The sequence below is a fragment of the Desulfosporosinus shakirovi genome (assembly GCF_020595055.1).
GTDB lineage: Bacteria > Bacillota > Desulfitobacteriia > Desulfitobacteriales > Desulfitobacteriaceae > Desulfosporosinus > Desulfosporosinus shakirovi.
Genome location: NZ_JAJDOO010000016.1, coordinates 18,602 through 38,973 on the forward strand (window position 1 = coordinate 18,602; position 20,372 = coordinate 38,973).

Sequence of the window (20,372 nt, forward strand, 5' to 3'; positions counted from 1 at the left end):
TGCGCCCCCTTTCAGATGGGTTGCAGGCGGTCTCCTTAGTTACACTGATGGCTGGCTATGACTCAAACAAAGATATTCTAAATTAGAGCATGCTAATGCATACATTTATGCGTCAATAGTTATATCTTCAACTGAAATAACTCGTTTCAAACCTGCTAACTCAACTAGTTTATCACTTTATCCAAAAACAAACACTCCTTTTTGCTGGTTTAGATTTGGAAGAATTGAAAAGACCCTGATTGCTCAGGGCCTAAACCTTATATTCCGTAATCAAGTTTCAATTCATTTTAGAACAATCCGCTCACTTTACCCGTCTTGGTATCAACGTCAATTCTTCTGTAAGCGGGGTCTGAACTTGTTCCAGGCATCAAACTGATTGTTCCGGCCATTGGGCAAAGGAATTTCGCTCCGCCATATACTAAGATATCACGGATCGGCAATCTCCAGCCTGTTGGCACACCTTTCAGAGTGGGATCATGGGACAAACTCAAATGGGTTTTAACCATCATGGTAGAGAAATCAGCATAATATGGATCTGATTCAAATCTCTTAGCCTTAGCTTCTGCCTCAGGTGACCAATCTACGCCATCTGCCCCGTAAACTTCTTTAGCGATAAGCTCAACGCGTTCACGCAACGGCATTTCCAATGGATATAGGCATTTGAATTGAGATTCTTCTGTGCAAGCATCCATAACAGTATCTGCTAATTCTAAAGCACCATCTCCACCGCTGAGCCAGTGATCAGAATGAGCACAACGGGCTCCTGCAGCCCTGACAATTTTCTTAATCAAGTCAATTTCTGCTTGAGTATCTGTGTAGAAACCGTTAATGCAGACAACTGGAACAATTCCTGACTTTTTAATAATTCCAAGATGGTGAAGCAGGTTAGCGCAACCCTTTTCAACCAGTTCAAGATTTTCTTGGGTGTACTCTTCAGGTAATGGACGCCCAGGTACGACTGCAGGTCCGCCGCCATGCATTTTTAGAGCACGGATAGTTGCTACGAGAACGGAAACATCCGGTTTTAAACCGCCCAAACGAGCTTTAACATTCCAGAACTTTTCAAATCCGATATCTGCTGCGAATCCGCTTTCCGTAACATGATAATCAAACATTTTGAGACCAACCCGATCCGCAATAATCGATGATTGCCCAATAGCAATATTAGCAAATGGACCAGCATGAACCATGACAGGTTGACCTTCAGCTGTGTAACAAATTGTTGGATTAATCGTGTTACGCATCCAAGCAGTCATTGCACCATCGACTTCTAAGTCCTTAGAGGTAACAGGTTGACCGGTTTTACTATAAGCAACGATAATTTTGCCAATCCGTTCCCTGAGATCCGGAAGATCTTTAGCGACAGCCAAAATTGCCATTAACTCTGATCCAACGGCAATCCCGAATTTAGATGTCATTTGGAATCCATCTTTTTTTCCGCCAATACCAATGATAATATTTCTCAGACCTTGAGCTGCATAATCTATTACCCAGCCCATTTCAACATTCTTAGGATCGATGTCCAAGCGTTTCAAGCCACGCTTAGCAAGCTCTTCATCCGTATAATTTGCTTCATGCTGCATCCTAGCATTAAGGGCGACCATGCAAAGATTATGGGCATTCATGATATCATTTATATCCCCGGTGAGTCCTAGGGAAAACTCAGTCATAGGAATCAAGAGAGCATTTCCGCCACCGGCAGCGGTACCCTTAATATTCATCGTTGGGCCACCGGACGGTTGCCGAACTGCGCCACCAACGTTCTTGCCTCTCTTAGCAAGTCCTTCGATGAGACCCAGAGTCGTCGTAGTTTTTCCTTCACCGAGCGGCGTTGGAGTAATAGCGGTTACTTCAATATATTTACCATCGGGTTTATTTCCAAGGCGCTCCATCATTTTCAGGAAGTCTACTTTCGGTGTTTTTCCATATGGGATTATTTCTTCTTTTCTGAGTGACAACGTTTCGATTAATTGTTCCACAGTAGGCATGTTTTTTTCGGCCTCTTCGGCGATTTGCCAGTCCTTAAGTTTGGTTGCATCCCAAGCCATTTTAAATCCGCTCCCTTAATTAAATTTCTACTTTCCCTTAAACTTAGAAATGGAAAGCTTACCCGCACCATTAGTTAAACTATTATTAAAGCGTAGGTCTTATACCTCAACATTACTAATCAAACGTGATTAGTATATCCACAAACGTATTTGTAATATAAAAAATACGCCCGAGGTTAGTATTTCCCAAACTTAACTTTTTGGAATTTTCGGTTTAACAAACTCCCGGTGCTGGGCTTTTTCAGATTTGATTACAATAGTTTGATTCGACACGCATTTCTGATATCCTTCTTCAAACCTAATCTTTTCTGGCAAGTTTCCCCACACCATAAAATTTTTCCGCAATTATTGATTCCAAAAGTTTTTTCGAATGACCAAAACTATTCCATCATCATCTAAAGTCCTTCCACCTAAACGACGGGCTTCCTGTCCAATTAGATCTGCAATTTTTTGAGATTTATCTAAGGGCGTTTTCTCTAAATAGTCTTTGATCCAATCCGTTCCTTCCTTCAAAACATCTTGAACCCCATCCGTTAATAAAACTAAGGCTTCCCCGCTCTGCATTTCCAATTCAATGACAGGAATGTCAATCTGGTTCAAAATTCCGGCAGGAAGGCTTGAAGATTCAATAACTTTCACTCCATCCTGACCAATTAAATAGGAGGGAGAAGCCCCCACTTTAATTAACTTTAAGTTAGTGGACTCTAAATCAAGAATTGCCATATCAATTGTAACGAAACTTTCTTCGGGAGAACGCAATACCAAAATCGAATTCAGGGCTTGGATTGCACCTTCAGGTTTAAACCCTGTTGTCAGGAGTTGCTCAAGGAGGGTTAATGCCGTCGCGCTCATTTTGGCTGCATTTTCCCCAACACCCATACCATCACTTAAAACAAAGGCATGTTCCTTAGTGGAATAAGCAATAGAAGCATAATTATCTCCGCTCATTCCATTTCCGGTTTTCGTAAATGTCGTTATCCCCACATCAAGAAAAAAACGACGACGACGGGCTAAATTTGATGGTTTCACTACTTCCCAGTTATGCTGTGTATGAAGTTCTTTGGCTAGGTTTCCTATGACTTGCGAAACATTTAGAAATTGGCGAGACAATGCTTCTTGATTCAGAAGCAAGCGGCGACGCCATGTTTCTTGGTTCTTCTCTTGCTCAATAATAAACTGCACTCCCAATAGCATCTCTTTTAATCTCCCGCAATGACGTTTCCATTCAATGGGTAAGGCCTGTAACTTTACGTCTGTTTGCTTTTCGACCAATCCAAAAAGTTCGAAGAAAATATGGTATGTTTTATAAAACTCTCGGTTCCAACATACATCCATTGTTGGGCAAGAATGGCATACACGCTCAACCAGAACATTCATTAATTCCGGAACTTCTGGACGCATCTCAAATGATTCTACCTCTGCAGCTTGATAACTTAAGGCTATTTGATCAAAAATCTCTGACAATGCTTTGACTTTGGAAACCGTGGTCTCAACCTCTGGAATTACCTTAGGTTTTAAGAAATCTTTTTCCGGGGTTGCTCCTGGCCATATTAAAAAGAGGAAAAGACCCACTGTAGAGGAAATGAGCTGCGAATATATTGCCTCCTGCCGTAAAAAGACGGTAAGTATCAGCATCACCGAAATAAAAGCGGTCCCGATTCCCAATTTACCTAACCGCCGAAAAGCCCCCGTGCAAAAACCGGCTAATCCGTATATTCCAGCATCTATGAGATTCTGAGTATTTACCGATAATTGAGGCATAAAACCAAGTAATGCTCCTACACCCGCAGCCGTCCCTGCTCCGTAACGTTCTGATACAAATAACGTAAAGAAACTCAATAGGACGATTGGGAAATTGATGCCCATAACCTGAACCCCTTGAAGACCGCTAATTACACCAATAAGGATGAACAGCCAAGCAATCCCTTGTTCATTCTGGAACTCCCCACTCCAAATGGGCTCCTGATGACATAAAGCAAACCAAAAAATAATTGAGCATCCTCCAGAAATTATCCCCTGAAGTACAACTATAAGAAAGGCATATAGATCAGGATTTGCGAAGCTAATAGAAAGAGAAGGAACTAGGACTGTCATCAAAGTCGTTAAGGAAACTAAATAAATCCCCTGATGCTTCTTTTTACGCAAAGAAGGCACAATCACCATTAAAGTGGCTAACATAACCACACCCTGTAAAGTGAAAGATATGTCGTTCAATGAAATCATACCCATTAGAATACCCAGCAAACCAAAAGGAAACCCTTTTTCTCCTCTCAGTATCAAGGCTGCTCCGAACGCCACCCCAAAGGGATGTAACCCAAATATGCTTCCTCTCGCCAACACTCCCCCCAGTATCAACGGAAGAAACGCACTTTCAATTGAAATTCTGCTTCGCAGACCTTGATCCAGTTTTAATGTTGCCCATTCTGCCATAACGTCACCTCTTAACCATTTATTGGAAACATTATAGCGCAAATTATTGGCAAAGCTTGTCTAGTAAAGTCAATAAAGCACAGCAACTTTCGACGTTGTTCACAGTAAATCTCACTAAAATCTTGCTATAACACTATGTGCCTGATAAATATACCAGCATTTTTATTTTTTAAAATAAAAAAACCGCCTTTCCGGCGGTTATGTTCTAGTATCTGCTTGATCCTCTGCCTCCACGTTTAGAGTCTGTGGCCCGACGGAATTCAGTCTGACGTTCATCACTGTCTTTTATAAACTTAGCCAATTTATCCTCAAAGGACACTGTTGGCGGAAGACGGCGTTCACGACTCACATTGCGAACAGGGGGATTTGCTTGTTTAATTGAGAGTCCAATTTTTCCCTTTTCATCAACGTGAATGACCTTAACTTTTACATGATCTTGTTCCTTTAAGTAATCTCGAACGTCCTTGACATAGGCATCAGCGACTTCCGAGATATGTACAAGTCCGGTGATTCTATCCGGTAATTCAATAAATGCCCCAAAGTTCGTGATCCCTGTTACGACACCCTCAACAATACTGCCAACGTCAATGGCCATACGAAGCAAACTCCTCCTTGTGATGATCTATCTATACTTACTCTATATTATATGCAGTACATTTCATGCCTGTCAAGGTTAATAAGACTAATGTGGCGTACTAATTCTTGGGAGAAATGAGAATTTCGCCTTGTTTAACAAGACCTAGCTGTTCTCGGGCTAACTGTTCGATGTAACTTGGTGTATTCAACCGAGTAATCTCATCATTAAGAATCTTTTCCTGTTGAAGTAATTTGGTCTTTTCTTGATTCAATTGAGCTAGTTGATCCTCAACCCGAGTTCGGAGTTTCCATATCTGCCAAGCTGAGCTCCCAACTATCGCCATGAGCACCGCCAAAACAAGAATAGAACTGCGACGAATTCGGACCCTTTGGCGATTTTTTGGGTTACTCTTCAGACGAGCCCTCTTCATCCAATTCCTCTCCTCCTATACCAAGTTCCCCGCCCGGAATGATACAGACAATTTCATATCCTTTACTTCTTGCGCGGGTTAATAGCGTCGCGACCGAACTCTGACTGAGATGAAGCCGTTTTGCGATGTCTTCCAGCGACTTTCCACTTTCTTTGAGAATCACTGCTTGGCGTTCCCGAAAACTAAGTTTTTCCAAGCCTCGAATTTCTAGTTGCACTGTGGCACGCCCTTGCTTAAAAGTTATCCACAAATTGTGGATAGATTGTGGACAGATCACCTACAATCTGTTTACAAACCGTTTACAAACCAACGGGTAATTCCATTATAGCACTCAGTATTAAGGAATCAAGACCTCTGGGAAATTTTAACCATTCGTTCTTGGTGGTAGAAGCCCCTTCCACCAATCTGTGAGCCTTCTTTTAATACGTCTGGCTCGCTTAAGAAGAATAACTTCTCCAATTCTATAAAGAAGCAAACTCAACCAGTGCAATATTGCATAAGGGGGTCTCATTATAATTACCAAACCCCTAATTGGAATCTTGATGCTTCTGTGAATAAGTTTTGCAAGAAAGGATATCAGTCTGTAGAATCCGAAACAAGCACGTAACGTAAAATTACTAAATATTTTCAGATACAGCCCTAAGCCCAGCAGACTTCCCCAAATAATGTAAAAGCGGAAGTCTAGCGCGTTAGCTCTTTCAAAAAAGCAAAAAAGAATTACTATGGAAATTAAAGAGAAAATCACATCCCCTATAAAGGTTAAAATTTGTCCAAAGTCTTGCCAGCGACGAAAAGAGCGGTATAAGTCAAAAACCAAACCGACGGTTGCTCCAGCGAGGATTACCCAAAAGAAAGTCTCGAATTCTGAGATTGTTCTTCCTCCTCTCTTTCTCCATTCTTCAAGCTATGGAGGAATCGTTCGCTTTTCAACGAAACACACGGTTCAAAAATCCTCGACGCGCAACATTGCTAGAACTTCGGTGATAAATCAAAGCACCAACTGACCCTTGAAGATCCACTAAACCTTCCTCAAGATTGAGCAATTTAATGCCTAACTGATCTCCTTTGACACTCAATATCCCAAGTTCTGTTTCCAGAACAATTTCCTTGGGGTCAAAGGACTGAACTTTTAGTATCCCTGTCAATTCAACAAGTTCCCGATTCTGCATGACAAGGCGATGTCCCTTGGCAACTTTATCGACCATGCCCCATCCCCCTAACTCTTTTTCTTCATATAACCCTATTCAGCTGGCCTATACTTTAGACATCTTGGGAGTCAGTTTCTTAGAGCGTACTCAGAGTACGTACCGATTTCAGTTGAAACCCGCTCTCTAAGCTTAGTTCCTCCCTCTGGACAGGGTAATCTTAACAGTTCGTGAGTCAAGGTCACTGAGGCATTGTTTGCGCCTCACGCAATGATACTGGGCTGCAGTGTACATCTAGAGAAAAGCAATTCAGAAAATGTGCACGATCCTCAACTTAATTTTGGTGAAACCCAGGTATATAAAAAAGACAGAGTCTTTCATTTAAGACTCTGTCTTTCGTTCATCTCGAATCAATTCGTAGAGTGTCTGCGCTTCGTTAGCTTTTATACTGTTCGGAGTCGATAGCACTTGGACTTCAATCACACGATTGGCAAACTCCAGAGTGATACGGTCCCCTGGCTTGACATCTGCTGAGGGTTTAGCGACTTTTCCGTTAATTGAAATTTTTTCTCCCACACAAACATCTTTAGCAACCGTTCGACGCTTAATGAGTCGAGATACTTTTAAATATTTATCAATTCGCATACCAACCCCGCCTTAAAATCTCAAATAGTTAAACTTTCACGGATATATAAAGTCAGGTTCCAGAAATGGAACCTGACTTTATCACCAGTCCGAAGACTCATTTTTGTACCGCGTCCTTGAGAGCTTTACCTGCCTTAAAGCCGGGTACCTTAGCCGCAGGAATTTGGATTTCTTCCTTCGTTTGTGGGTTTCTTCCAGTCCGTGCTGCACGATCTTTAACTTCGAATGTCCCAAAACCAACTAGTTGGACTTTTTCACTTTGTGCCAACGATTCCTCGATCACTTCAAAAACAGCTTTTACTGCTTTTTCAGCATCCTTCTTGGACATGTCGGCCTTCTCCGCAACTGCGCTAACTAATTCAGCCTTATTCAAAATGAGTCCCTCCTAAATAACTGATCTACTACGTAAATTATATTTCGCGATAAATAACCAATCTCCTGCTTTTTTTAGATTATATTACACCTTATTGCCACTTTTTTCTTGGGATTTTGCTTTTTCCCAAAAAATATCCATTTCATCAAGGGATAGTTGCCCAAAATCCACATCATTCTTCTCGCTCAATTCAACCATTTTTAGGAAACGTTTCTGAAACTTATGTACAGTGTCCCTCAAAACCCCTTCAGTATCAAGCTTTAAAAATCTAGAGAGATTAACGATGGAGAACAATAAATCACCTAATTCTTCCTGAATCCCAATCCCATCAGTTAAAGCACTCTCCAGCTCTTGTAATTCCTCTTTAACCTTACCCCAAGGACCCTCGATATCGGACCAGTCAAACCCTGCCTTGGCAACTCTGCGTTGAGTTGACGCGGCCCACATGAGTGACGGCAACCCCTTGGGATCATTAAAGAAGTCTCTTCTCTTATCGCTCTCCTTCTCTTTCAGCTTAATTCTATCCCAAGTAAGGATGACATCATCTGCTGTTTCAGCCTGCTCTTCTCCGAAAACATGAGGATGCCTGCGAATCATTTTTTGAATAACCCCGCGCAATACATCTTGGAGTTCAAAAATACTGGCCTCAGTGGCGATCTGAGCATGAAAAACTACTTGCAATAATAAGTCTCCCAACTCTTCACACAAATTATACATATCTTTTTTTTCTATTGCTTCAAGAACTTCATAGCTTTCTTCAATCAGATATTGCTTTAACGTATCATGTGTTTGTTCTCTATCCCATGCACACCCTCCTTCTGCACGCAAGGTCCTCATAACTTTGACCAACTTATAAAAAGAAACAACCTCTGAGTTGGGAGGCAAAACAATCGTTGTTAAATGATCGAAGTCTCCATGGTCCATCTCGTAAAGCGGAAGCTTGTCCACGTGTTCTAATTTAGTGCCTAAAGCCTGGACTACATATACCCATGCATCATCTGGATAGGCATTCATAAGATCTAATTTGACCTCTGAGGCGATTAACTTATTATAAACTTGAGGAATAACAAGCCATCCCCGCCCTGTTAGTTCAACATCTTTGAGGTCATCATAGTTTCGTATTGACACTCCATCGATAGGGTCGAACTTCAAGACTCTGAAAATCTCATCCACAAAGCTCATCGCTGGATGAATCACAACGTTATATTCTGGAGCAAGTCTTTCCGCAATAAGTTGTACAGTCCTTTCTGCAACCATGGGATGACCCGGTACTGTATAGATGACCTCAGCCCTCTTTTTTAATTCTTTACGCAATTGCTCTGTGATCTTTTCATATACCGCCTCAAAGGAAGCTTCTGTAGCATAGATTTCATCAAATGATTCGACACTTACACCCTCAGCCATTAATTCTTGAACGCAAGGATGCTGGGCTGTGCGCGCAAAGATTCTCTTTGCACTGCATATACGTCGATAATTTCCAAGGGTTAGCTGGTCTATGCCGGCAGGACCTAACCCAATTACATGAAGACACGCAGACATTTAGGTATCACCTCCTAAAATAGTTTACCACAAACTGCCTAACGGGTATAGAAAGGAAGAGTGGCTGAGACATGCGGGTCTGATCGGTACAAAGAAAACTCGACAAGCGCCAAGGTCTTAAGGGCAGGAGACGTCTTAAATGTACGTATGCGCTGGCCATGACTCAAACAGGACATTCGAGATTAGAGTACTGCCGTCGATGGCAAGGCGGCCCGACGATCGAGTATAAAAAATAAAGCGGCAGGACCGCTTTATTATGTATTGTTTTGCTAACATTTATTGTTCCATCTGCTTTGCTAAGAAACCTGCAGCAGTTTCAACTAACTTGACCTCCAATTCACCCATCTTCATATTTAAATCTTTGGACATTAGGATCACTGCACCTATTGGATCTCCTTGTGAAATAATCGGTGCAACAACTTCACTGGTAACCTTACAATCTTCATCCTCATTTTCAGGGCAACTTTTACAGGAGGTATGTTCTCCTGCAACGCCTATTTGAATAGTTTTTCTTTCTTCCATAGCTTGTTCAATAGCTGGTCCTATCGCTTTATTTAGATACTCTTTCTTTGACGCACCCGCGACTGCAATGATCGTATCTCTGTCTGCGATACAAGTAATATGCCCAGTAGCTTCGAATAAAGAATCAGCATATTCCTTAGCAAACTCTCCCAATTCACGGATAGGAGAATATTTCTTTAATATTACTTCCCCTTCCCGATCTACGAAAATCTCTAACGGATCTCCTTCTCGAATACGAAGAGTCCGACGAATTTCTTTTGGAATAACGACACGACCGAGGTCATCAATTCTTCTTACTATACCTGTTGCTTTCATAGACGTACATTCCTCCTTTTGTCGTTCCCGAAAACATATTTCGTCTTGTCCTTTTGTGAGCTAAATTCAATGATAGTATATATCTAGAGATTGCCAATTATTCATTATTTTCCAAGGTAAAATATAAGAGGGCATTTTCTAAATACCCTCTTACGCTCGTTTTATTAACTTTCTGGCTTATATCCTTGAGAATACTCTATTTTTGCATTTTTACGAAGGTCATCAAAATATGTCTGAAACTTGGTGTCTTTTGCCTGATTTAATGCGTCTTGCCCCACTTGATCTTTCACCTTCGCGAAGTCTGGTGATGATGCCTGTGTGTGAGCTTCAACCTTGATAACATGATAACCAAATTCTGTTTTTACTGGAGCTGTCGAAAAGGTACCCACTTCTTGAGCAAAGGCTGCAGTTTCAAATTCAGGAACCATTTTCCCTTTAGTAAACGTTCCCAGATCTCCGCCAGACTCGTTTGCCCCGGGCTCAATGGACTTTTCTTTCGCAAGTTGTTCGAAATTAACTCCCGTGCTAAGTTGCGCAATAATTGCCTTAGCTTCATCTTCAGTTTTAACCAAAATATGCCGTGCTTTTACACTTTCGGGCTGACTGTAATACGAAATATTCTGTTCATAAAAATTCTTTATATCATCATCGCTCACCTTGTTGTCACTGGTGACCTTCTCGTATACTGCCAAAAAATTCCTTAATTCAGGTTCTGTCATACCCTGCTGTACCAGTGTATCTTGAAATGTTGTTTCATCACCCATATTCTTTTTAATAATATCTTCTTGCTCTTTTACTTTGGCATCCTCTGGATCAAGTCCAAGCTTCTTAACCTCTTGAGCAATCAGTTCCCCTTCTATCATACGATCTAATAATTGGTTTTTAATTTGAGGCAATGCTTGCTTTCCTTGATCAGTGTCAAATTTCATACCTTGTTTTTCATAAGTTTTTTGTGCTTCAGTAACGCGGGCATCATAATCTTTTACTAAGATTGAACTTTCGTTAACTTTAACAGCCCATTTACCGCCAACCAGCGAAGAGCACCCCGTGGTCACAAACATCAACGCCAGGACTCCGTAAATTAACCCCACGCGGGACTTTTTCAATATAGACACACCCTTTCAATTAGACATGGGAATAGTATATCAAGGAGTTGTTCTTGAAGCAATGTCGTAAAATGTCGAAAGCACCCTGTGGACAGCCTTAATAGCCACTTCTTGGTCAAGCGTACGGATACGAACCTTGCACTCTAGATTTCCATTTTGCATAGATCTAAACGACAATGGATAGGGGGAAGCTGAAGCTGCAGACATCAAATGTTCTCCTGTTAGAAAATTGATATTTGCCAAGAAACGAAGGCTGACATTTTGTTTGACTTGTTGGATTTGTTCGATTTTCAACGAACTTGCCAGTAATTTTATTCGAATAATTTCAATCAGATGCTCAACTTCACGTGGAGGGGTTCCAAAACGATCCAACAGTTCATCCACCATCTCAGTGAGTTGATCCTCATTTCGCACCATAGCCAGCCTTTGGTATAATGATGCCTTGGTTTGATTATCCGCAACGTAGGCATCCGGCAAGAAGGCATCAACTTGAAGCTCAATGCTCGGTTCGACAATCTCTTCGAGCTTTTCTCCACGGAGTTCTTGGACCGCTTCCTTGAGCATCTGGCTATACATTTCAAATCCTACTGCAGATAAATGCCCATGCTGCTGAGCGCCAATTAAGTTCCCTGCACCGCGAATCTCTAAATCACGCATGGCGATTTTGAATCCCGCTCCAAACTCTGTAAATTCTCGTATTGCCGCCAGACGTTTTTCTGCAATTTCCGTGAGAACCTTTTGAGGTTTATACAAAAGATACGTATACGCTTTACGATTGGAACGCCCGACGCGCCCTCGCAGTTGATAGAGTTGGGACAACCCGAAACGATCAGCTTCATCGATTATCAGAGTATTGGCGTTGGGCATATCAAGGCCTGTTTCAATAATAGTGGTGGAGACTAAAACATCCATCTCGTGTTCTAAAAAATCAAGCATAACCCGTTCCAATTCCCTCTCACGCATTTGTCCGTGGGCAACCCCGAACCTCGCTTCAGGAACTAATTGACTCAAGAAATTAGTAACCTTGTCCATGTCCTCAACTCGATTATGAACATAGAACACTTGGCCCCCGCGTTGGATCTCACGCCGTATTGCCTCACGTACCACATCCGCTCTAAATTCAGTAACGTACGTCTGCACAGGATAACGACCTTCGGGCGGGGTCTCAATGACACTCATATCCCTAACTCCCACGAGCGACATATGTAAAGTTCTCGGGATCGGAGTAGCAGACAATGTCAATACATCCACATTCCCCTTTAACGTTTTTAACTTTTCCTTGTGCGCAACCCCAAAACGTTGCTCCTCGTCGATTACCAATAAGCCTAAATCACTAAATTTAACTACTTCTGAGAGAATGCGATGCGTCCCAACAATAACATCAATTCGCCCTTCCTTCAGGCCCTGAATTATTTCCTTTTGCTCTTTCTGAGAACGGAAACGACTCAGCATTTCGATGGTAATCGGATACCCGATAAAACGTTCTTTGAAGGTATTAAAATGTTGCTGAGCCAAAATAGTTGTAGGAACAAGTACCGCGACTTGCTTGCTGTCCATCACAGCTTTAAAGGCTGCCCGAAGGGCAACTTCGGTTTTACCGTACCCCACATCTCCACAGAGTAACCGATCCATGGGACGTGAGCGCATCATATCTTTCTTCACATCTGCAATACTCTGAATTTGATCCGGGGTTTCAACATAAGGAAACTTTTCCTCAAATTCAGTTTGCCATACATTATCTTGGGAAAAAGCAAAACCTTGGACAGCCTCCCTTTGAGCATATAACTTTACCAAATCAATAGCCATTTCCTTGACAGCACTTCGCGTTTTCCTCTTTACTTTATACCACTCAGATCCCCCAAGTTTATAAAGCTTAGGCAGTGTTTCCCCAGCACTCCCTAAATACTTCTGCAGGAGATGCAACTGATCTAAAGGAACATAGAGTCGGTCTTCCCCGGCATAGCGAATTCCAAAATAGTCTTTAGCTATACCGCCCACTTCCAGCCGCTCTATGCCAGTAAATTGACCTATTCCATGGTGGACATGCACTACAAAGTCCCCGGGTTTAAGGTCCGCAATAAATATATTCTTTTGGGCAGGAGCACTAGGCTTCTTGCTAATCGCCTTACTCTCTCGTTTATAGATTTCTGTCTCGGTGAGAATAACTAGTTTGCCGAGAGGCAACTCAAATCCTTGATCAAGCGAAAATGGATAGATATAAACATTTCCTTCCTCAATCGGATCCAGAAGTTCCTTACGAGATGCTGTCACTCCACGATCCTTTAAGCCCTGAATTAATCGTTCAACATGATCTTCATCCCCGACAAATAATGCTACCACATTGCCGGCATCCTTACGATGTACAATCTCATCAACCAATTTATTTGTTTTTCCCATGAAACCCGTTAACGGTCGAGCGTTAAGGTTAAATATCCTCTTCGGAGAAAGCCCAGGAGCCTGCCTCAACAGAGTTGAGAGTCCAATCAAGGGGTGATGTTCACCATGCTTTAATAACTCCTCGTAGACAATAAATTGCGACTCGGGATGAACAACTCCTTCACCGTTTTCCAATTGCTGCGTAAATTCAAGTAAGCGTTCATTGGCCTGAAACTCTAATTGTTCCTTTAAACGAAGCGGCTCATCTAAAACCACAAAATGGTCGTCAGTAAGATATGAGAAAAATGGAACGAGCGGAGTATTTACTAAGCTTAAGAAGGGATAAACATTTTCGTCTAAAATACCCTGCTCAAGTCGTTCCACTAGTAAATCAACTTTATTTTGTAATCGTTCAGCAGCTTCTTTTCTCCCTGAACGCTGAAGACGGCCCGTTGTTTTACGAGCTTCCGCCCGAATTGCAAAGCGCAGTTCTCCAAGTTCTTCCTTAGTTACGATATATTCCATAGCCGGAGATACCAAGACCTTATTCTTGGAACCGGTTGATTTCTGCGTTCCCAAATCAAAGGTTCGAATGGAATCAACTTCATCATCGAAAAACTCAATCCGCACCGCTTCCCCATCCAAGGGGGCAATGTCCAAAATCCCTCCTCTTAAGGCAAACTGACCATGCCCTTCAACCGTCTCGATCCGTTCGTACCCTCCAGTAGTTAATAAAGACAGCACTTCGGACAAGTTATATTTTTGCCCTATTTCAAAGGAAAGCGTAAATTTTTTCCATCTATCGATTGAAAATAACCGTCGTTCTACAGCAAGAACAGAGGCAACCACAGTACACTTCCGATCGTGAGCCAGCTGATTTAAAACACGAATTCTTTCTGCGGTTGTTTCTCTGCTTTTGCCCAATATTTCAAATGGGAGCCATTCCGTTGTCGGCAGATGCAGAATGGTTTGGCCATTACACCAAGTACGCAAATCATTGGCCCACTTTTGAGCCTGCTCCTCCGAATAAGTTAAAATCAACCCTGGTTTAGACTTTTGGAAAAGCTGAGCGACAAAGGCTGCCTTTTGGCTTCCCGTTAAATCATAAATCATTTGGGGCCACTCTCCATGGCTTAAGGACTGATTAATCTCCTTAATATCGAGCCCCCGACGAAGATAACTGTGAATAGTATTCAAAATGTCCATCCTTTCGGGTAATTAAAAAGATGAACGTCCGTATGGACCCCCATTCGCCTGCCCCTAAAGCCAAATAAGGGTTACGGCGGCGTTCATCGATATTGATCCCGTCTAGTCATTGCTTGCCATTTTAAAGACCAATGCCAAGCCTTCCATTAATGATATACGTTACAAGGCTCTGTTTTCATGTCATTAAGACAATCTGTACAAAGCGCATATGCCACATTTCCAATGATATCCATTATAGGATCCGAGTTATTGCTGGTCAAGTCATCTAACTCAATCTCTCCAATAATTCGATCACAAGTATGGCAGACTTTAAATATTTTCATCCTGTAATCACCTCCCTTTGCTAGTAGAATTACCCCTAGCACAGGAGGTTATACTCAACCTAACGATGATATAAGTTCATAGCCCGCTCAGGTTCCCCATTAATCCATAGATAGCTCACCTTTTCCGCACGCCCTAATACATCATCTAACAAAGCATATTCATCTTCCACGAAGGGAGCGAGCACGTAGCGGGCCGGGTCCCACTCTTTTGGCGGACGACCTATCCCCAACTTCAGCCGCCATAATTTTTCCGATCCTAATTCCGCTTGAATGGATTTGATCCCGTTATGTCCACCTGCACTTCCCTGATCACGCAGACGGATTTTGCCAAGCGGCAAATCCATATCATCTTGAACTATTAATACATCCTCTTGAGCAATTTTGTAAAAATGAATAAGCTCACTCACCGAACGGCCGCTCAAATTCATAAATGTTTGAGGCTTTAAAAGAAATAGCCGCTCTCCCTCAATATTCGCCTCTGCCAATAATCCCTGAAACTTTGCACGAAATTGCAACTTATGAACTTCTGCCAGCAGATCAACCAGCAAGAAACCAATATTATGGCGGGTCTCTTCATATTGAGAGCCAGGGTTTCCAAGACCAACAATAACCTTCATTCTAATCACCTCCAAAGCATATTCATTCGATGCAATGAATACATTCTTTAAGAATAGAAAACGGATCAAGACTAAATAAAGGGGGGGTGAACTATGAAACCCAGCCGTAAATTCTTATCATTACCTATCATTTCCCTTCAGGAAGGGCAACAACTAGGGTATGTAAAAAGCCTAATTCTAAATGCTGGTACAAAGTCCCTTGCCGCAATCGTCGTAGACCCTAAAGGCTTTTTTAAGGATCAGCGCATTATCCCCTATTCTAAAGTTGTCAGCGTCGGCGATGACGCAATTACCATTAACAAGGAATCTCATGTTGAAAAGACCTCCAGCTTACCTGAATTGTTAGATTTAGTCAAAGAAAAACTGACCATCATCGGAACAAAAATGGTGACGGAAACAGGAAAAACCCTTGGAACTGCCGACGAATACTACGTCGATCCAAGTACGGGAAAAATAACTCAAATCGAAATCTCAGGTGGTAAACTCGAAGGATTTCTAAATGGTAAGGCATGGATTTCAGCAGAATACATTACGACGATCGGTCATGATGTTATTGTAATCCAAAAAGGAAGCGAAAATGCACTAACCGTGTCTGACAAAGGACTCAGTGATTCATTTAAAAATCTGATTCACACAACATCTAACCTAGCCTCAGAAAAAACTCACACCATCAGTAATTACTTTAAGAAAGAAAGAGTCAAACCTCAAACCGCTCCAGAGAAGGCTGCCATCATCTTTCCTGAAACCCAAGTTATCTCACCAACTGAACAGACTGTTTCAGAAATAACTACAACTAAAGACCCCCTGGGGTGACACCCCGGGGGCCTTTTTTACACTAATCAGAAACGTAACTCTCTGGAAGCATAAGTCCTTGGCTACAACGACACTCGGCCAGCAAATGGGCTTGGGGCCGGCAAGTTCTATTTAGCTGAAAAGTTTGCTCACCGAAAGATCCTCATGAATGCGAACAATAGCCTCTCCTAAGAGTGGAGCAACGGATAATACTTTAATCTGTGGAATTACTTTCTCTTGGGTTAAGGGAATCGTATTCGTCACAACGAGCTCCCGAATAACAGAATTAGCTAAACGTTCGACAGCAGGTCCGGATAATACCGGGTGAGTACAACAAGCATATACTTCCTTCGCGCCTCGATCAACAAGAGCTTGGGCCCCTTGGGTAATAGTTCCTGCTGTATCGATTATGTCGTCAATCATAATCACGGTTTTGCCCTTCAGCTCGCCAATGACATGCATTATTTCGGAAACATTGGCTTCCGGTCTCCGCTTATCAATAATAGCAAGCGTAGCGCCAATTCGTTCAGCCAGGTCTCTGGCTCGTGTAACTCCACCTAAATCAGGAGAAACAACACAAATGTTTTCCAGGCCTTTTTCTCTAAAATATTCTGCCAGAATTGGGACACCAGGCAAATGATCAAGCGGAATATCAAAAAATCCTTGGATTGCTGGAGCATGTAAGTCCATAGTTACCACACGATCCGCTCCCGCGGTTGTAATTAGATTTGCCATTAGTTTTGCCGTGATGGGATCACGAGCTCTGGTCTTGCGCTCTTGACGAGCATAACCGTAATAGGGCATCACTGCCGTAATACGACGCGCTGAAGCCCTGCGAATAGCATCAATCATAATTAATAATTCCATGATGTTATCATTCGTTGGATGGCAGGTAGGTTGAACAACATAAATATCCGCCCCCCGAACGCTTTCATCTATGGCAAGACAAGTCTCTCCGTCTTGGAAACGTTTAATCTTTGCTTCACCTAGCGGTACTCCTAAATAGTCTACAATTTCTTGTGCCAATGGACGATTAGCATTCCCACAAAAAATTTTAAATTCTTTTGCTGCCATGCCTCTTTCTGCCCCCTATTTTATCTTTTCGCAATGCCAATTTTCCTTGACCACTTGTTGGCTCCGTTCAACGACCAAGGCCTTTGCTGGAACATTCTTTGTAATAGTAGATCCAGCACCCGTAACGGCATATTCCCCCACTTCAAGTGGAGCAACTAAATTTGTATTACTGCCGATGAAAGCGTGATCTCCAATTTTAGTGTGATGTTTGTTAACCCCGTCATAGTTACAGGTAATTGTGCCCGCTCCAATATTCGCGGATTTCCCAACATGTGTGTCTCCAATATAACTCAAATGGGGAATTTTTGCCCCCATTTCAACCCAACTGTTTTTGATTTCAACAAAGTCCCCTACTTTTACTCTTGCATCCAGTTTTGTGCCTGGTCTTAAATAGCTAAAAGGACCAATATGACAACACTCTCCGATCACCGCATCTCTGGCAACAGAGCAGGTTACTTCAGAACCGCGTCCAACCGTACAATTCTCAAGGTTTGTCTGGGGACCGATCACTGAATCCTCTTCGATCTTTGTTTTCCCCACTAACCTTGTAAATGGCAGAATCGTAACGTCTTGAGCCAATATTACTTCTGCATCGATAAAGGTTGACGCGGGATCTACAATCGTAACTCCTTCAGACATCCAATGCTCTAGAATGTTTTTCCGTACAATTCCTTCAGCTTCAGCTAATTGACCTCGACTATTAATTCCTAATGCTTCTTGGGGGTTCACAGTACGATACGTCAATACTTTTTTTTCATGCTTTAGTAAAACATCAAAAATTTCCGTTAAATAGTATTCCCCTTGTGCGTTCTGAGTAGTAATTTTTGTGAGAGCATCTCTAAGTGCAGACCCCTTGAAACAATATGTTCCAGTGTTAATCTCCTTAATTTCCCGTTCATCTGGAGCAGCATCCTTTTCCTCGACAATTCTAACGAGGTTCTCACCCTTTTTAATAATCCTGCCGTAACCAAAGGGTTGTTCCATATAGGATGTTAAGACTGTTGCGCTAGCCCCTTGCGCTTGATGCAATTTAACAAGTTCATTTAGAGTCTCGGATTTGAGCAACGGTTGATCCCCGCTTAAGACAAGAACGGTCTGTTCACCCTCTAAATAAGGCATAGCTTGCAGAACAGCATGCCCAGTACCAAGCTGTTCTGTCTGAACGATAATCTCCGCTCGATTCTCTATAAGGGCTTCAACACCCTCTCGACCATGTCCTACGATAACCAGGGAGCGGTCAACTCCAGCTCGGCCCACTATATCTAAGACATGCTCAATGAGAGTTTTTCCAGCCAATGAATGCATGACTTTCGGCAATTTGGATTTCATTCTTGTGCCTTTTCCTGCCGCCATGATCACCGCTACCAAATTAGACATAATCTAATTCGCCTCCAGCTCTAGTTTAACCTCTACTTATTTTATATACCCGTAAAGTATAACTTTCGGATGGCATAAGCGCAACTAAGATTTCATTAGCCGTTTTTATGCCTAAAAATTGTTTATTCGCCAAATTAGGAAAGAATCCTTTTTTATTAGGCAGAAAGTATTAAAAGATGCTTTATCAAAAATTCCCTTTAACCTAAGTTTTTAGGCGTGCTAAAGGAGACCTAACTGCAAGGTCCCCTTTAGCACGCCTAAAATATCTAAATAAGCTCTTCAAATGGCTTCTTGATAAGCTTTCAAAACAGCAGTTTGAATTACTTCTCGTGCAACAGCTGAAATGGGATGGGCGATATCACGAAATTCTCCTTCAGGAGTTTTACGGCTAGGCATCGCTACGAAAATACCATTCATACCCTCAACGACTTTGACATCATGGACGACAAAAGCATTATCAAAGGTTACCGAGACCACCGCTTTCATCTTTCCTTCTGTATTAATCTTCCGGACCCGCACATCGGTAATATTCATTATGAATCACCACCCTTCCACTTTCCGGGCCTATTCATAATAATATTCTCTGTATGGTAAAAAAATCCTGCTTCAATTTTAGAAAATTTCTATTAATAATAAAAATATCTTATTTCATTTGTATAAACTAAAAAACAGATACAACCGTTGTCTTTCCTGAATATGGATTTAGTTCCTTGAGTTGCAACAAAGACAAATACCCTTCAACGAGCTTAGGCTCTGCAGTTATTTGAGCTTCTACCAAAATCCCAATTCCGACAACGTCTGCTTCAAATTCTTCCATCAAGTTTTTAATTCCCAACGCCGTCCCGCCAGCTTTCATGAAATCGTCAATAATCAGAACACGTTGCTGAGGTTCTAAGGCCCTTCGAGAAAGCGACATCGTTTGAATACGCCGAGATGATCCAGAAACATAATTAATACTGACTGAAGAACCTTCCGTAACTTTGTTGCCACTGCGAATGACTACCATAGGAAGTCCTAATGCCTCTGCTGTAACAAGGGCCAAAGGGATCCCTTTTGTTTCGATAGTAACTACTACATCAGGCTTCTTATCTCGAAAAGCACCAGCAAAAATTAAACCTAACGGCCGCAAAATTGAGGGATCGAACAATAAGTCGGTCATATACAGGAAGCCCCCGGCAAGAATTCGCTCCTTATCGTTCAGACGTTCAGCCAGTGAACTAAGGACTTGAGCTGCTTCTTTTCTAGAGATCTCTGGAATGTAACGCACTCCTCCGGCTGCCCCTGAAATGGTTTCGAGATGACCGTGCCCTGAAAGGAGTAAGCTCCCCTTGACAGCCATCAAATCCTCACTAATTGTAGACTTAGCCGTTCGAAACTGTTCTGCAAATAAAGTTAACGGAGTCAGGACATTCGGTTTTAACATCAGCACTTGAGTGATGGCTACCATCCGTTCCGCTCTTTTCATCTTTTCCACGTT

At 42.1% G+C, this 20,372-nt stretch carries 19 protein-coding genes; 1 reads left to right on the forward strand and 18 read right to left on the reverse strand.

Features of this window, described 5'->3' with window-relative positions; all coding sequences use genetic code 11:
- Positions 1 to 287 precede the first annotated feature (287 nt).
- From LJE72_RS14545 to pth, 14 genes are all read right to left on the reverse strand, one after another.
- On the reverse strand, positions 288 to 2,048 hold the full coding sequence (locus LJE72_RS14545; protein ID WP_229248414.1) for a formate--tetrahydrofolate ligase: 1,761 nt from the start codon (positions 2,046 to 2,048) through the stop codon (positions 288 to 290).
- A gap of 345 nt (positions 2,049 to 2,393) precedes the next feature.
- The gene (locus LJE72_RS14550) at positions 2,394 to 4,478 is read right to left on the reverse strand and encodes a SpoIIE family protein phosphatase (RefSeq protein WP_229248416.1); all 2,085 of its coding nucleotides are present in this window, start codon (positions 4,476 to 4,478) and stop codon (positions 2,394 to 2,396) included.
- Between the two features lie 205 nt (positions 4,479 to 4,683).
- Complete coding sequence (locus LJE72_RS14555; protein ID WP_073026884.1) at positions 4,684 to 5,073, reverse strand: S1 RNA-binding domain-containing protein; 390 nt, start codon at positions 5,071 to 5,073, stop codon at positions 4,684 to 4,686.
- A gap of 100 nt (positions 5,074 to 5,173) precedes the next feature.
- A complete protein-coding gene (locus LJE72_RS14560; RefSeq protein ID WP_229248418.1) occupies positions 5,174 to 5,485 on the reverse strand; it encodes an FtsB family cell division protein in 312 nt (103 codons plus the stop codon).
- Positions 5,460 to 5,702, reverse strand: coding sequence for a sigma factor-like helix-turn-helix DNA-binding protein (locus LJE72_RS14565; protein WP_073026887.1), 243 nt, complete (start codon positions 5,700 to 5,702; stop codon positions 5,460 to 5,462). Before LJE72_RS14565 ends, LJE72_RS14560 begins: the two co-directional genes overlap by 26 nt.
- A gap of 147 nt (positions 5,703 to 5,849) precedes the next feature.
- The gene (gene yabQ / locus LJE72_RS26770; protein ID WP_396391165.1) at positions 5,850 to 6,356 is read right to left on the reverse strand and encodes a spore cortex biosynthesis protein YabQ; all 507 of its coding nucleotides are present in this window, start codon (positions 6,354 to 6,356) and stop codon (positions 5,850 to 5,852) included.
- A gap of 55 nt (positions 6,357 to 6,411) precedes the next feature.
- On the reverse strand, positions 6,412 to 6,690 hold the full coding sequence (gene yabP / locus LJE72_RS14575) for a sporulation protein YabP (protein WP_229248421.1): 279 nt from the start codon (positions 6,688 to 6,690) through the stop codon (positions 6,412 to 6,414).
- Between the two features lie 321 nt (positions 6,691 to 7,011).
- On the reverse strand, positions 7,012 to 7,275 hold the full coding sequence (locus tag LJE72_RS14580; protein ID WP_229248422.1) for an RNA-binding S4 domain-containing protein: 264 nt from the start codon (positions 7,273 to 7,275) through the stop codon (positions 7,012 to 7,014).
- 97 nt (positions 7,276 to 7,372) lie between these two features.
- Positions 7,373 to 7,648, reverse strand: a complete 276-nt coding sequence (locus LJE72_RS14585; RefSeq protein ID WP_045574054.1) for an HU family DNA-binding protein — start codon at positions 7,646 to 7,648, stop codon at positions 7,373 to 7,375.
- 84 nt (positions 7,649 to 7,732) lie between these two features.
- Positions 7,733 to 9,187 carry a bifunctional methyltransferase/pyrophosphohydrolase YabN gene (locus LJE72_RS14590; protein ID WP_229248423.1) on the reverse strand — a complete coding sequence of 485 codons (1,455 nt, stop codon included), beginning with the start codon at positions 9,185 to 9,187 and terminating at the stop codon, positions 7,733 to 7,735.
- 276 nt (positions 9,188 to 9,463) lie between these two features.
- Positions 9,464 to 10,024, reverse strand: a complete 561-nt coding sequence (spoVT, locus tag LJE72_RS14595; protein ID WP_073026892.1) for a stage V sporulation protein T — start codon at positions 10,022 to 10,024, stop codon at positions 9,464 to 9,466.
- A 164-nt stretch (positions 10,025 to 10,188) separates the two neighbouring features.
- On the reverse strand, positions 10,189 to 11,130 hold the full coding sequence (locus LJE72_RS14600) for a peptidylprolyl isomerase (RefSeq protein WP_396391167.1): 942 nt from the start codon (positions 11,128 to 11,130) through the stop codon (positions 10,189 to 10,191).
- Between the two features lie 39 nt (positions 11,131 to 11,169).
- Positions 11,170 to 14,712, reverse strand: coding sequence for a transcription-repair coupling factor (gene mfd, locus LJE72_RS14605; RefSeq protein ID WP_229248424.1), 3,543 nt, complete (start codon positions 14,710 to 14,712; stop codon positions 11,170 to 11,172).
- 382 nt (positions 14,713 to 15,094) lie between these two features.
- Positions 15,095 to 15,652, reverse strand: a complete 558-nt coding sequence (gene pth, locus LJE72_RS14610; protein WP_229248425.1) for an aminoacyl-tRNA hydrolase — start codon at positions 15,650 to 15,652, stop codon at positions 15,095 to 15,097.
- Between the two features lie 93 nt (positions 15,653 to 15,745).
- On the opposite strand from pth, the gene LJE72_RS14615 reads away from it, so the two are divergent.
- Entirely contained in the window at positions 15,746 to 16,465 is a 720-nt protein-coding gene (locus LJE72_RS14615; RefSeq protein WP_229248426.1) for a PRC-barrel domain-containing protein, read from the forward strand.
- A gap of 111 nt (positions 16,466 to 16,576) precedes the next feature.
- On the opposite strand, the gene LJE72_RS14620 is transcribed toward LJE72_RS14615, so the two are convergent.
- The 4 genes from LJE72_RS14620 to purR all read right to left on the reverse strand — a co-directional run bounded on the left by LJE72_RS14620 (position 16,577) and on the right by purR (position 20,369).
- Entirely contained in the window at positions 16,577 to 17,518 is a 942-nt protein-coding gene (locus LJE72_RS14620; RefSeq protein ID WP_073026897.1) for a ribose-phosphate diphosphokinase, read from the reverse strand.
- 15 nt (positions 17,519 to 17,533) lie between these two features.
- Positions 17,534 to 18,895, reverse strand: a complete 1,362-nt coding sequence (gene glmU / locus LJE72_RS14625) for a bifunctional UDP-N-acetylglucosamine diphosphorylase/glucosamine-1-phosphate N-acetyltransferase GlmU (RefSeq protein ID WP_229248427.1) — start codon at positions 18,893 to 18,895, stop codon at positions 17,534 to 17,536.
- A 279-nt stretch (positions 18,896 to 19,174) separates the two neighbouring features.
- Positions 19,175 to 19,429, reverse strand: coding sequence for a septation regulator SpoVG (gene spoVG, locus LJE72_RS14630; RefSeq protein ID WP_007777981.1), 255 nt, complete (start codon positions 19,427 to 19,429; stop codon positions 19,175 to 19,177).
- A 127-nt stretch (positions 19,430 to 19,556) separates the two neighbouring features.
- The gene (purR, locus tag LJE72_RS14635) at positions 19,557 to 20,369 is read right to left on the reverse strand and encodes a pur operon repressor (protein WP_229248428.1); all 813 of its coding nucleotides are present in this window, start codon (positions 20,367 to 20,369) and stop codon (positions 19,557 to 19,559) included.
- Positions 20,370 to 20,372: the final 3 nt, after the last annotated feature.

What these genes read in the sequence shown, in the direction of transcription:
- LJE72_RS14615 (WP_229248426.1), top strand. Translation starts at nt 15,746, where the DNA reads ATGAAACCCAGCCGTAAATTCTTATCATTACCTATCATTTCCCTTCAG.
- LJE72_RS14555 (WP_073026884.1), bottom strand. Translation starts at nt 5,073, where the DNA reads ATGGCCATTGACGTTGGCAGTATTGTTGAGGGTGTCGTAACAGGGATC.
- yabP (WP_229248421.1), bottom strand. Translation starts at nt 6,690, where the DNA reads ATGGTCGATAAAGTTGCCAAGGGACATCGCCTTGTCATGCAGAATCGG.
- spoVT (WP_073026892.1), bottom strand. Translation starts at nt 10,024, where the DNA reads ATGAAAGCAACAGGTATAGTAAGAAGAATTGATGACCTCGGTCGTGTC.
- LJE72_RS14620 (WP_073026897.1), bottom strand. Translation starts at nt 17,518, where the DNA reads ATGGCAGCAAAAGAATTTAAAATTTTTTGTGGGAATGCTAATCGTCCA.
- LJE72_RS14590 (WP_229248423.1), bottom strand. Translation starts at nt 9,187, where the DNA reads ATGTCTGCGTGTCTTCATGTAATTGGGTTAGGTCCTGCCGGCATAGAC.
- LJE72_RS14560 (WP_229248418.1), bottom strand. Translation starts at nt 5,485, where the DNA reads ATGAAGAGGGCTCGTCTGAAGAGTAACCCAAAAAATCGCCAAAGGGTC.
- mfd (WP_229248424.1), bottom strand. Translation starts at nt 14,712, where the DNA reads ATGGACATTTTGAATACTATTCACAGTTATCTTCGTCGGGGGCTCGAT.
- LJE72_RS14580 (WP_229248422.1), bottom strand. Translation starts at nt 7,275, where the DNA reads ATGCGAATTGATAAATATTTAAAAGTATCTCGACTCATTAAGCGTCGA.
- spoVG (WP_007777981.1), bottom strand. Translation starts at nt 19,429, where the DNA reads ATGAATATTACCGATGTGCGGGTCCGGAAGATTAATACAGAAGGAAAG.
- glmU (WP_229248427.1), bottom strand. Translation starts at nt 18,895, where the DNA reads ATGTCTAATTTGGTAGCGGTGATCATGGCGGCAGGAAAAGGCACAAGA.
- pth (WP_229248425.1), bottom strand. Translation starts at nt 15,652, where the DNA reads ATGAAGGTTATTGTTGGTCTTGGAAACCCTGGCTCTCAATATGAAGAG.
- LJE72_RS14550 (WP_229248416.1), bottom strand. Translation starts at nt 4,478, where the DNA reads ATGGCAGAATGGGCAACATTAAAACTGGATCAAGGTCTGCGAAGCAGA.
- LJE72_RS14545 (WP_229248414.1), bottom strand. Translation starts at nt 2,048, where the DNA reads ATGGCTTGGGATGCAACCAAACTTAAGGACTGGCAAATCGCCGAAGAG.